The 12,973-nt window shown below is 37.1% G+C and carries 12 protein-coding genes; 11 read left to right on the top strand and 1 reads right to left on the bottom strand.

Annotated elements, in window-relative coordinates:
* Positions 1–23 precede the first annotated feature (23 nt).
* The 3 genes from BJK46_RS11180 to BJK46_RS11170 all read left to right on the top strand — a co-directional run bounded on the left by BJK46_RS11180 (position 24) and on the right by BJK46_RS11170 (position 3,499).
* Positions 24–1,049 (top strand): FecCD family ABC transporter permease, encoded by a 1,026-nt coding sequence (locus tag BJK46_RS11180; RefSeq protein WP_014613274.1) that lies wholly within the window; start codon positions 24–26, stop codon positions 1,047–1,049.
* The gene (locus tag BJK46_RS11175) at positions 1,046–2,008 is read left to right on the top strand and encodes a FecCD family ABC transporter permease (RefSeq protein ID WP_014613275.1); all 963 of its coding nucleotides are present in this window, start codon (positions 1,046–1,048) and stop codon (positions 2,006–2,008) included. Before BJK46_RS11180 ends, BJK46_RS11175 begins: the two co-directional genes overlap by 4 nt.
* Before the next feature lie 120 nt (positions 2,009–2,128).
* Complete coding sequence (locus BJK46_RS11170; protein ID WP_014613276.1) at positions 2,129–3,499, top strand: YjiH family protein; 1,371 nt, start codon at positions 2,129–2,131, stop codon at positions 3,497–3,499.
* A 483-nt stretch (positions 3,500–3,982) separates the two neighbouring features.
* Here the strand turns inward: BJK46_RS11170 and BJK46_RS11165 are convergent, their stop codons facing one another.
* Positions 3,983–4,243 carry a SunI/YnzG family protein gene (locus tag BJK46_RS11165; protein ID WP_014613277.1) on the bottom strand — a complete coding sequence of 87 codons (261 nt, stop codon included), beginning with the start codon at positions 4,241–4,243 and terminating at the stop codon, positions 3,983–3,985.
* Positions 4,244–4,432: 189 nt separating this feature from the next.
* Between BJK46_RS11165 and BJK46_RS11160 the strand changes: the two genes are divergently transcribed.
* The 8 genes from BJK46_RS11160 (at position 4,433) to BJK46_RS11125 (ending at position 12,423) form a co-directional block, all read left to right on the top strand.
* Positions 4,433–4,939 carry a metal-dependent hydrolase gene (locus BJK46_RS11160; RefSeq protein WP_015729479.1) on the top strand — a complete coding sequence of 169 codons (507 nt, stop codon included), beginning with the start codon at positions 4,433–4,435 and terminating at the stop codon, positions 4,937–4,939.
* 72 nt (positions 4,940–5,011) lie between these two features.
* On the top strand, positions 5,012–6,202 hold the full coding sequence (locus tag BJK46_RS11155; RefSeq protein ID WP_014613279.1) for a UTP--glucose-1-phosphate uridylyltransferase: 1,191 nt from the start codon (positions 5,012–5,014) through the stop codon (positions 6,200–6,202).
* A gap of 10 nt (positions 6,203–6,212) precedes the next feature.
* A complete protein-coding gene (trhA, locus tag BJK46_RS11150) occupies positions 6,213–6,893 on the top strand; it encodes a PAQR family membrane homeostasis protein TrhA (protein ID WP_014613280.1) in 681 nt (226 codons plus the stop codon).
* Between the two features lie 12 nt (positions 6,894–6,905).
* Positions 6,906–7,103: a hypothetical protein gene (locus tag BJK46_RS11145; RefSeq protein WP_014613281.1), complete on the top strand. Its 198-nt coding sequence runs from the start codon at positions 6,906–6,908 to the stop codon at positions 7,101–7,103.
* 552 nt (positions 7,104–7,655) lie between these two features.
* Complete coding sequence (gene sdrM / locus BJK46_RS11140; protein ID WP_063279141.1) at positions 7,656–8,999, top strand: multidrug efflux MFS transporter SdrM; 1,344 nt, start codon at positions 7,656–7,658, stop codon at positions 8,997–8,999.
* A 25-nt stretch (positions 9,000–9,024) separates the two neighbouring features.
* Complete coding sequence (locus tag BJK46_RS11135; RefSeq protein ID WP_014613283.1) at positions 9,025–9,486, top strand: SepA family multidrug efflux transporter; 462 nt, start codon at positions 9,025–9,027, stop codon at positions 9,484–9,486.
* A gap of 105 nt (positions 9,487–9,591) precedes the next feature.
* Positions 9,592–11,040 carry an MDR family MFS transporter gene (locus BJK46_RS11130; protein WP_103263679.1) on the top strand — a complete coding sequence of 483 codons (1,449 nt, stop codon included), beginning with the start codon at positions 9,592–9,594 and terminating at the stop codon, positions 11,038–11,040.
* A gap of 318 nt (positions 11,041–11,358) precedes the next feature.
* Entirely contained in the window at positions 11,359–12,423 is a 1,065-nt protein-coding gene (locus BJK46_RS11125; RefSeq protein WP_065520406.1) for an Mrp/NBP35 family ATP-binding protein, read from the top strand.
* Positions 12,424–12,973 lie beyond the last annotated feature (550 nt).

The following is a 12,973-nucleotide window of genomic DNA, read 5'->3' as shown; positions in this document are numbered from 1 at the left end:
TTGAATATAAAAGGTGATTTGTTATGTCAAAGTTAAATACAAAATTAAATGATGAACATCACCAAAGAAGACGCACTACGCTTACGTTTATTGTAAGCGTGTGCTTTCTTATTTTTGCAGTTTATTTAAATCTTGCAATCGGTTCATCAAAAATTTCTTTTCAATCGATGTTAGATTATTTCTTTCATCTGAAAACAACAAAAGCAACATTTTTAATACATAACGTACGAATGCCAAGGATGATTGCAAGTGCGATGATTGGCGCCGCATTGGCTGTTGCAGGGGTACTAATGCAAGCGATTACACGCAATCCACTTGCTTCCCCACAAATTTTCGGTGTCAATGCGGGCGCTTCGTTTATAGTCGTCCTCATTACTGTTTTTCTCCCTGCATTAGCTGATAATACTGTAGTGTTTGCCTTTGTCGGTGCATTTATCGGAGGCTTTACCGTTTATACACTTGCTGATACGACTAAAGGAATGACGCCCGTAAAATTAGCACTTGCAGGGATGACGATCCACTTATTTTTCACAAGCTTAACGCAAGGTATCATATTGTTAAATGAAGATGCTACGACAACAGTGATGTTTTGGCTTGTCGGTGCGTTGCATACGATTAAATGGCCGCAAATATTCCAAGTTTTACCGTGGATCATCGGTGGACTTATCGCCGCACTGTTACTTGGGCGTCAACTTGCGATTTTAAATCTAGGGGATCAGTTGGCAACAGGTCTCGGCCAAAATACGAAACGCATTCGTGCCTTAGCTGGACTACTCGTCATCATTTTAGCAGGTGCGAGTGTGTCTATTGCAGGCCCTATAGGTTTCGTTGGTCTCATCGTGCCACATATCGTCAAACATTATTTGAACCGGAATTATTTTTTAATCATTACATTGTCTATGATTATGGGGGCTAATTTATTATTGATTTCTGACGTCATTAGCCGTTTAATTGCCTTTCCATTCGAATCACCAGTCGGCATCGTAACATCCTTTGTCGGCGCGTTATACTTCTTATGGATTACAATGAGAGGAGTGAAAACACGATGAATATTCATTTTGGTAGACGCTATAGTTTAATCATCGGACTTCTTATTGTGGGCGCCATCCTAAGTTTAAGTGCAGGTGCGGTTTGGATTTCACCGATTGCGGTAATAAAAGAAGTATGGTCAGGTGACAACTTTATATTAAGTGAATTTAGAGTACCCCGTATGTTACTCGGTATATTAGTCGGAGCGGCATTAGCAATTTCGGGTGCAGTCATTCAAGGTGTCATTCGAAATCCTCTTGCGTCACCGGATGTTATTGGGATTACGAAAGGGGCAAGTTTAGCGGCGGTTATTGTCATTATTGTGTTCCCGACTGCGCCTTTATTTGTGCTTCCAGTTGCTTCATTTATTGGGGCATTAGTCATCAGTCTCATTTTATCCCTGTTGATTAGTTGGCAGGGGATTAAAGGTTCACAACTGGCGCTGATCGGGATGGCAATTGGTGCTGTTGCGATGGCGTTAGTACAATACTTACTCATCCGTAACCCTATGGAAGCCAACATTGCACTTGTATGGTTAACCGGCAGTCTTTTCGGTCGTTCGATGGACCATGTGTTGACTATTTTACCTTGGCTGATTGTAGCGATTCCTGTCATTTTCTTATATGCGAGAAAGCTCGATATTTTACATTTAGGAGAAGAAGTTGCGACGGCGTTGGGTACGCATGTACAACGCACGAAAATGATTTTACTCTTCACATCCGTGATGTTGGCAGGTGCAGCAATTTCTGTAGTTGGTGGATTAAGCTTTTTAGGACTCATTGCGCCACACATTGCAAGAAGTCTTGTCGGTCACCAACACCGTCATATCGTTGCGATGTCAGGATTAGTAGGTGCATTATTAATGGTTATTGCGGATGGTTTGGCACGTATCATTGCACCGCCTATTGATATACCAGTCGGCGTGTTGATTGCGATTATTGGTGCACCATATTTCCTTTATGTGTTACGAAAAATGTAACGGATAAACTTGCAATAAAATCGTTTGTGTTTGATTGAATATTGCATATATATAGGATATTTTGTATAATTTATATCAATTGTTGAACTGTCTGATACTAAGGGGAGAAGGCGGGAGGAAATGGAAGATTTGAATCAGAAAGAAAAAAATACAGGGAGATTGAAATTTATTGTTCTTTCACTCATTGGAATTGTGCTGTTTTTAATTCCACTCCCTGTGATAGAAGATGGGAAACGTACGACAACGTTACCTATTGCATTTTTAGCAAAACAATTTCAAGCGATACTCGGACCAGCGATTCCATGGATCATTTTGCTGATTATTATCGTTTCAGGGATTTTGACGATATTATGTAGCACCGTTTTAAAGCATCGTATACCGAAGAATAGCTTTAGAGCGAATGCATTTATTGTGACATGGCCATGGTTTGTCATTCGGATGCTGGCGATCATTATCGTTTGTATGACATTTTTAAACAAAGGATTTTCATGGGTATATTCAGAAGATACGGGAGGTCTTATTTTTACAGGATTGCTCCCAACGCTAGTCGCAGTATTCTTCTTTGCGGCAATCTTTTTACCATTATTGCTTGAATACGGTTTACTAGAGTTTTTAGGTCCGATTTTCAGACCTGTTATGCGACCGTTGTTTACACTTCCAGGACGTTCAACTGTAGACAACCTCGCATCATTTATCGGTGATGGCACAGTCGGCGTGATGATTACGAGCAAACAATATGATGAAGGGTATTATACACGACGAGAAGCTACAGTCATTGCGACGACGTTCAGTGTCGTTTCATTAACATTTGCGATTGTAATAGCAGAAACGATTGGCTTAATTCATCGTTTCGCACTTTTTTATGGGACAGTCGTGTTAGCCTGTTTCATCGCAGCACTCATTATGCCTAGAATTTGGCCTTTGCGCTATGTAGAAGACCGTTATTCAGATGGTGCAACAGCTGAAGAAAGACCAGAAAAGCAATACAGTTACAAAGAATCATTCCGTCGAGGTTATGAAGATGCACTGTTGACAGCATATCGTGCGCCTGGATTTAAACAATACATGGTTACAGCCTTTAAAACGGTGATGGACATGTGGCTTGTCGTCATTCCTGTCGTGATGACTGTCGGTACATTAGCAACTATTTTGGCGACGTACACACCGATATTCACATGGATTGGATTACCATTTGTACCGCTTTTAGAGTTGTTACAAGTACCAGAAGCACAAGCGGCCTCTGAAACAATGATTATCGGCTTTGCGGACATGTTTTTACCATCTATCTTAATCGAAAGTGTCGAAAATTCAATGACACAATTCATTGTCGGTGTATTAAGTGTCTGTCAATTGATTTATTTATCAGAAGTCGGTGGCGTTATTTTAGGATCAAAAATTCCAGTTGGATTAGGAAAACTTTTTGCAATCTTTTTAATCCGTACATTGATTACGTTACCAATTATTGTGTTAGTGGCACATTTATTTTTCTAAAACAAAGCGCAATCAAAAGAAAACAGGCGAGGACACAACCTTTGCAAATTTTTCTATTGGTATTGATGTGATTGCCCTTTTGAATTCGCGTTCCCAAGGGATTTGTCTTAACTAAATTTGGTTCGATTAAAGTGTACATAGGGTGGGAGCCAAATTGGATTTTCGTCAGTGAGTTGAAGGACCCACCCCTAGGAAAGCCATGATGTCAATCACAAACCACAAGTTATGGGGAGGGCAATTAGAACAAACATAATGCATCAATCGCATCAAAAATTTTTTATGTCCCATCCCCGTTTTAAATTTTTGTGCCAAACTCAATCGTTTTTATTGAATGATTGGGTATTGATAAATGTTGCTAATAAAAAGGAAACAGGTTACGGGTTTTTAATTCCCAACTTGTTTCCTTTTTGTATGATTCCTTATTAATATAAACACGTAAAAAAATGGGACAGCGTGAGCCATCCCATTTCATAACTTTAAGTATTACTTCGTCACTTCATTGTATACTTTTTTATCATTAAACGTATAAATAATGTATTGTTGTTTGTTTGTGTCGATAATCACACGGTTTGTTTTACCAAATGTAGAACCAATACGATAAACTTTTTTTGCATCTACTTCAGGTACTGCATGAATATCTTGATCTTCACTCACATTTAGGATTTCGTCATTAGGAATGTGAATATCTGCTACTCTCCATTGAATATGAATTTCTTCTTCATTTTTCTTTACTGTCATTGCCATTACAAAACACATCCTTTATTTCTATTTGTAGATTCATTGTAACTGATTGAAACCGCTTTTTCAAATAAAATGAGTTACAGAAGGTTAAATGTGTCATACTATTTGAGGATTGATGGGATATACGAAAATATGTTCGTGTTTTTGTACGTTTTATGGTATAATCCACACATCAATAGAAAGGTGGTTAACATGACCGGCAAAACACACTCTGCTGCAGGTATTCTTATTGGAGCTGCAGTGGGCATACATTTCCAATTAGATATTTTTGAAATGGCCACATGCATTGTTGTATCTGGTTTAGCGAGTATTTTTCCTGACATATGCCATACGCGGAGTAAGATTGGACAACGGCTGCCTATCATCAGTCTGATTATCAAACATCTGTTTGGCCATCGTACTTTTACACATTCTTTACTCTTTATGCTCGTGGTTTACTATGCATTACATATGATTGAAACACCAATTTACTATATGATTGGTATAATTTGTGGTATGCTTTCACATGTGATATTAGATATGTTAACACCGAGAGGCGTACATTTATTTTTTCCGATACCGATTCGCATACGTTTCCCAATTCACTTTAAAACAGGTGGTACTATAGATTTATCACTTGCGACTACTTTTAGTTTTGTCACATTGTATTTGTTGTTTGAGTCGACAATGAAACAAATTTTAAATTACTTTTTGCAATAGTGATTAAATTATATGAAGTGATGTGTTAATGAAATTGAGTCACAGCTTTATTAAAGGAGCGTACAATTTATTATGTTAGAAAGTCATAAACTTGAAAAATATAATCAATCACATTTAACAGAATATGAAAAGCTTATGAGTACGAACGAGAAAGAGCGACTGAACGACAAAATTGCTCAACTAGATTTAGGAGAAATTCAATCACTCTATCAGCAAGTTTATGTGAACCGTCAAACGATTGATGATGTTTCAGACGTCCAAGAAGTGAACTATGAAACAACTGCACATATGACGGACGAAACGATAGAATTTTATCGGCAACTCGGTTTACAAGCCATTCAAGAAGGTCAATTCGCTGTATTGTTAATGGCGGGCGGTCAAGGAACACGTTTAGGTTATAAAGGGCCTAAAGGTTCATTTGAAATTGAAGGTGTGAGCTTGTTTGAATTGCAAGCACGCCAATTAAAGGCATTAAAAGAAAAAACAGGTCATTTTGTCGATTGGTACATTATGACAAGTGATATTAATGATGAGGCTACACGTGCATTTTTTCAAGAGCATAATCATTTCGATTATAATGCTGAACATATTTACTTTTTTAAACAAGACAATATCGTGGCGTTAAATGAACAAGGACAATTGATATTAGATAAAAACGGTAGCATTATGGAAACACCGAATGGTAATGGTGGTATTTTCAAATCGTTGAAAAAGGCGGGTTACCTTGATCAAATGGCTGAACGTCATAATGAGTATATTTTCGTGAATAATATTGATAATGTTCTTGTCAAAGTGTTGGATCCATTATTCGCTGGTTTCACTGTACATCACCATAAAGATGTGACGTCTAAATCTATTGCACCACTTGTAGGCGAGAAGGTAGGCCGTCTAGCAGTTCGAAGTGGCAAAGACACAGTGTTAGAATATTCAGAGCTTGATCCTGAAGTAGCGAATCAATTTAACAATGCCAATATCGGTATTCATGCGTTTCGTCGCACATTTATTGAAAATGCAGTAGACAAATCACTTCCTTATCATCTTGCTATTAAAGAGCTTGAGCAATTAGATGAAGATTTTGGTGTTGTGAAAAAGCCGACATTAAAGTTTGAACTGTTTTATTTTGATATTTTTCAATACGCTACTTCATTTGTGACGCTACAAGTTGCTCGAGATGAGGAATTTAGTCCGTTGAAAAATAAAGAAGGCCAAGACAGTATCGAAACTGCAACAAATGATTTGAAACGTATGAACATGATTGAATAGAGGTAATAATATGACCAAAAGTGCTACAAAGAAAAAAACGACGTTAGAAACATTTAAAGAAATGAGCCCTTTGTCTTTTGGAGAAGAAGTTGGTAATAGCGTCTCGCACGGTGTCGCAGCATTCATCATGTTATTGACCTTACCTTATGCGGCTGTATACAGTTATGCACATCACGGCGTATTGATGTCTGTCAGTGTGTCTGTATTTGTCATTAGCATCTTTTTGATGTTCATTTCATCAACGGTTTATCACACGATGCAACAAGCGTCTCCTCATAAATATGTGATGCGCATCATTGATCACAGTATGATTTATGTTGCAATCACTGGTACATATACGCCTGTCTCACTTGTACTCGTAGGTGGTTGGCTTGGTTGGTCCATTATGATTATCCTTTGGGGTACGACGATTTGGGGGATTTTATATAAAGCCATTGCAACGAAAGTGAATCCTAAGTTGAGCTTGATGATTTATCTCATTATGGGATGGGTCGGTGTGATTTACTTACCTATCATCATCAGCCAATCCAAATGGCTATTCTTTATTTTTATTTTATTAGGCGGTTTGGCTTATACGATAGGGGCATGGTTTTACGCACAAAAAAACAGACCATACTTTCATATGATCTGGCATATATTTATACTCATTGCTTCATTATTTCATTTCATAGGTATTTTATATTTTATGTAGGTGGGTGTTTGGATGAAGCCGCATTATAAGCTATTCATGTTTGCACTAATGGTTTTATTGCTGTTTCAAGTGTATTTCGCATATTATTACTTGTTGGGAGATGGGGCGTTAACAGCATCGCCACTCCTAGGTTGGGTATCATTAGGCTTAGGTATCCTCATTGTCATTATCATGATTTCTGTACACCGGCAACATAAAAAGAACATGTAATCATCATATAAAGAGACTGTTCCGAGACATCAATCGTTCGTGTAGCGAGGATTGATGACACTATAACAGTCTCTTGTCTTTTATAGATAGTAAATGATGTTTTAAGAAAAGGAACATCGGAAAATTTTGACCTTAATTTATTCATAGACTTATGATTCATTAATGATTATAAAACAGTTGGAAAATGAGAGTGAATGGGATACAAAAATGGATTCTATTGCTTTCTTTAATACATAAAGTTTGATTTTATCGCTTATCAAATTCACAATAAGTAGAGATAATGAAAATGAACGGTTTTAAACTTTACATAAAAGCAAGGTGTTAAATATTCGTCCAATGTGCTGTGATGGACGAATGTGTGAGTCTTACGCTTCAGATTGATGTGAACGGTCTCTTTATTGAAAGATGAGAGCGTTTGAAAGCATTTTTTCATTTTCAGCTGAGTTGAACTTTTTAATAGGGCAAAGGTGATTAAATTGCGATGTTAAGATAGGTTTACTTCACAAACCTTATGTCTGCAATAATAAATATTTTATGGAAAGGTAGAAAAGTATGAATTTAAAGCGAGTTAGTATTATTTGCTCACTAGTCTTAACCATGTTTATGGCAGCTATCGAAACGTCGATTGTGTCGTTAGCGTTACCGACGATGCGTGCTGATCTACATGCAACACAGCCCATTTCACTCGTGTTTACAGTGTATTTTGTAGGAATTGTGTTATCTATTCCTATTTTAAGTGAATTAATGTCACGGATTAAAATCATCTATGTGACGATGTTAGGACTAATTTTATTTTTAGTCGGTAGTTTTTTATCAGGGATGAGTTCCCATTTTGAAATGCTCGTGTTTGCCCGCTTACTTCAAGGTGTCGGCGCTGGGGTAAACATGTCATTAGTACAAATCGTCCCGAAACTCGCATTTGAGATTCCATTTCGTTATAAAGTGATGGGGATTGTCGGCAGTGTCTGGGGCATCTCGAGTATTCTCGGACCATTTCTCGGTGGCTTTATTTTAGAAGTTTCTTCATGGCATTGGCTATTTTACATCAATATTCCTATTGCTGTCGTCGTGATGGTGCTTGTGTTAACTTCATATCATTTTGAAAGTGAATCAACGTCTAAACATAAAGTTGATTTTGTCGGCATGGGCTTATTTTATGTGTTACTAGCATTACTCATGGCGAGTGTGCTCATCACAGGTCATATTTGGATGAATGTCGTTTGCTTAGTTTTATTTATCATCTTTTTTGGCGTCACAATCAAGCGTTCAAAAAAAGTGTCATTGTCCTTTATTCCAACGAAAGAATTTGGCTCTAAAGTACGCTTAGCATTTTTTACTGATTTTTTCATTGCAGTAACGTTAATTGGCTTTAATGTCTTTATTCCATCTTATTTACAAGATCATTTAGGTTTAACCCCGTTGCAAAGTGGACTTATCATTTTCCCTCTGTCAATCGGCTGGTTGTTGATTAACTTCACTTTAGAAAAAATTGAAGCGAACCGTACTGTTCGAGGTTTATATTTGCTCGCAATAGGTATTTTAATTGTAGGAAGTATCAGTGTATTGATTGGTGCATTTCATCCTATCGTTGTTGCTGTGACATTGTTCTTTTTGGGTATGAGCTTTGGGACGGCTTATACGAAAGATAGTGTGATGGTACAAGAAGAAACATCTCCAGAAAGTATGAAAAAGATGATGTCACTCTTTACACTGACTCGTAATATGGGGAATTCGATTGGATCAGCAATTATTGGATACATTTATGCGATGGATGTGGTTATCTTTAAAACGAGCATCCAAAATGTTATGGTATTTTGTATCATAGTATTAGTAGGTTTGTGGGTAGTTTGGTTTACACGTAAAGATAAAAGTTTAAGTACAGTTTCTGATAAATAATTAAAGATATGGGGAGGTTTGATTGGTGAAAGGTAAGTTTAATTTGTTTAACTTTGTCACTTTGTTAATCATCCTCTCCATTTTTGTCATTTCTGGGGCTATCTTTTTAACGTTACTCGGTTTTGGCTTATTCGGCTTAAGTCGCTTACTGATCTACTTTCGCCTTGGCATGTTTACTTATAATGAAGGATTTTATGACAATTTAATTTATTACGGCAGCTATATTATCCTCGGTTACTTTGTGATTTTTGGTGTCGAGTATTTGATGGACTGGCTCCAAAAGAAATTATATCCGAACCCTTACCTCGAGGGTTTCACATTTCATTTGATTTCGTATGCGATGATGATTACAATGTTTTATTTTGTGATTCATATTCATTATCAATATATTCAAATCGACTATTGGGTGTTAATGTTAATCATTGCGTTTCTCTACATTTGTAAAGAAGTATTTTATCCAGATGCTGAGAATTTAAATCGAAAATAAGAGTTGTCATGTCGCGCCTTTAAAGAGAAATCAAAAACTTTGCCAAGCTAACTTTTTGGTCGTAAAATAAACCATTGGTATAGAAATGTAAGAGGAGGAAAGTGTATGCACAGAGGTGTTCATGTAGATAACACACAAAGAAATATCATCGTTGCTGTTATTTTGATCAGTGCCTTTATTGCAATTTTAAACCAAACATTATTGAATACTGCACTTCCTAGTATTATGAGAGGTCTGGACATTCATGAAAGTACTTCTCAATGGTTAGTTACAGGATTTATGCTAGTGAATGGTATTATGATTCCATTAACGGCATATTTAATGGATAGAGTACCTACAAGAACGTTGTATTTAACAGCGATGGGGACTTTTGTTGTCGGTTCTATCACTGCTGCGTTAGCGCCGTCATTCTCAATATTGATGACTGCACGTGTCATTCAAGCGTTGGGGGCAGGTGTGATTATGCCGCTCAGTCAGTTTACGCTATTTACGTTATTTCCCAAAAATCAACGGGGATTTGCAATGGGATTATCAGGGCTTGTCATTCAGTTCGCTCCAGCCATTGGACCTACATTGTCGGGGGTACTCGTTGACAATTATTCATGGCGTTCACCGTTATTCGTTGTGGTAGTTGTTTCAATTATCGGCTTGATTTTCGGTTGGCGTTATATGCGTAACTTTAGTGATACAAAAGAAGTTGTTCTAGATAAAGCATCTGTTGTCCTCTCGACACTCGGTTTTGGTATTATGTTGTACGGCTTTAGTATTGCAGGTGCGCGTGGGTTCGATGATTTAATCGTATTGATCAGTTTGATTGTTGGTATTGCTATTGTGGCTTTATTTATTATCCGTCAAATACGTATTGACAACCCCATACTCAGATTATCTGCTTTTCGTACAAGAACATTCACATTAACGTCCATTTCATCTATGATTGTCTTTACGTCAATGGTTGGTCCAGCGTTGTTAATTCCAATTTATATTCAAAATTCACTCGGTCTATCAGCGTTACTATCAGGACTTGTTGTATTACCTGGTGCGGTCATTAACGGTGTCATGTCGGTCGTGAACGGTCGTTTATATGATAAAGTAGGTGCGAGAGTACTTGTCATTCCAGGATTTGCATTACTCTTGATTACGACATTGATGATGGCTCAATTGACAGCACATACATCTTATACGTATGTGATTATCATCTTTACGATTCGTTTATTCTCAGTGTCGTTATTGATGATGCCGCTCAACACAGCTGGAATTAACTCATTACCAAATGATATGGTGTCACATGGTACAGCAATCATGAATACGTTACGAACAATTTCAGGATCTATGGGCACGGCGCTGATGGTTACATTAATGAGCTTAGGAGCAGGACTTTATCAACCAGATGCGTCTGTATCAAAAACAATGATTCAACGTGAAGCAATGGCACACGGTGTCGATCTAGCATTTTACGTTACTTCAGGCTTCTTATTAATCGGGTTTATTCTCAGTTTCTTTATTCACGATAGAGGGAAAAAAGAACGTGGTAATCAACGCCACGTCGTACGATAATGTGATGATAAAAGATGAAAGATGAAACATCAAACAGCATGACGTTGTTTGATGTTTTTTTATGTATACATGGAGGCTGAGTGAATTAATAAACATTGAACATATTAGATTTCATATTCAAAATGAAGCAAAAATTATGATGAGAAAGCGAACTAAAATAAAGACAATGAGTATGACTAAACACTTGTATTTGTAAAAAGCTTGAACTGATGAGTGAGAGACGCAATTTTTATGGATAGGTGGAGTTTTTACCTTATGCAACAGTGTAAAAGTTTGTTAAAATGAGGAATAAAGCGTATACAAAAGGAGATGTCGGAAGTGTTAACAGTCGAACAGGTGAAACAACTTATTGGAGAAATTAACGATCCAATAATTAATGTACCTCTTAAAGAAACTGAAGGGGTTGTAGAGGTGACCATCAAAGAAGAAAAAGCACATGTTAGCGTCAAAGTTGCAATGGCTCAATTGGGAGGACAGCCACAACTTGAATTACAAATGGCGATTGTGGAAAAACTAAAAGAAAATGGTGCGAAAACAGTAGGCATTCGTTTTGAAACCCTTCCTGAAGAAAAGGTAAAACAATATGCAGGGGCGCAACAACAAGAAGAACAAACAATTGAAGGTGCGCTAGCGAAAGGGAATAACTTAGAATTTATTGCCATTGCTTCAGGTAAAGGTGGCGTTGGGAAATCAACAGTCGCAGTCAATTTAGCAGTCTCATTAGCACGAGAAGGAAAACGCGTCGGTTTAATTGATGCGGATATTTACGGGTTCAGTGTACCGGACATGATGGGGATTGATGAAAAGCCAGGTATCGAAGGTAAAACAGTCATCCCTGTTGAACGTCACGGTGTTAAAGTGATTTCAATGGCATTCTTTGTTGAAGAGAATGCCCCTGTGATTTGGCGTGGTCCGATGTTAGGTAAAATGTTGACGAACTTTTTTACTGAAGTGAAATGGGGAGACTTAGATTACTTACTATTAGATTTACCGCCAGGCACAGGAGATGTGGCACTTGATGTACATACGATGTTGCCATCAAGTAAAGAAATTATCGTGACAACACCACATCCAACAGCGGCATTTGTAGCAGCGCGTGCAGGTGCAATGGCGAAACATACGGATCATTCCATTTTAGGTGTCATCGAGAACATGTCTTATTTTGAAAGTAAAGAAACAGGGAATAAAGAATACATTTTCGGTAAAGGCGGTGGTCAAAAGCTTGCTGATGAATTACAAAGTGACTTACTTGGTCAATTGCCATTAGAGCAACCGTCATGGAAACCTGTCGACTTTTCACCTTCAATATACCAACCAGAAGATCGTTTAGGACAGATTTATAAAGAGATCGCTCAGAAAATCATTGCTAAAACAAATCAATAAAGATTATTGCCGAGTAGGAAGGAGATTTTATGCCTTTTTACTCGGTATCATTTTAGGGGGGACATGAGTTAAAAAGTGGATAGATGAATAGGGTGTCCAAGCTTGAATTAAATTCCTGTAAAAAGTTTAAAAAAAGACTTGCATTTTCAGGTCGACCTGTATACAATATATTCTTGTGAGCGAAATAAAGCACTCATTTAAAATAAGAAATAAAAAGTTTAAATTTCTTATTGACAACTTATCACAGTGGTGATAAGATGTAAAAGTCGTTAAAAACGGCAAACAAATTTAATTCAAAAATATTTCAATGGTGTAAAATTTACTATTGCAAATGTTGAGAATTGAGTTTAGAATAATAAAGGTCTTGTTAATTAAGTGAAGATATAGTAAACTTGATTAACAAACGTAGTGAACATTGAAAACTGAATGACAATAAGTCAACGTTAATTCCAATAATTTGAGTACTTCAAAAGTACTTTCGAGAGTGATTGACTTAAACAATCAACGAGCTATATCAAGCTTACTTCTTTTATGGAGAGTTTGATCCTGG

The organism is Staphylococcus pseudintermedius (assembly GCF_001792775.2).
GTDB lineage: Bacteria > Bacillota > Bacilli > Staphylococcales > Staphylococcaceae > Staphylococcus > Staphylococcus pseudintermedius.
The sequence above is the reverse complement of the archived record's forward strand: the minus strand, read 5'-3'. Positions and strand labels throughout refer to the sequence as shown.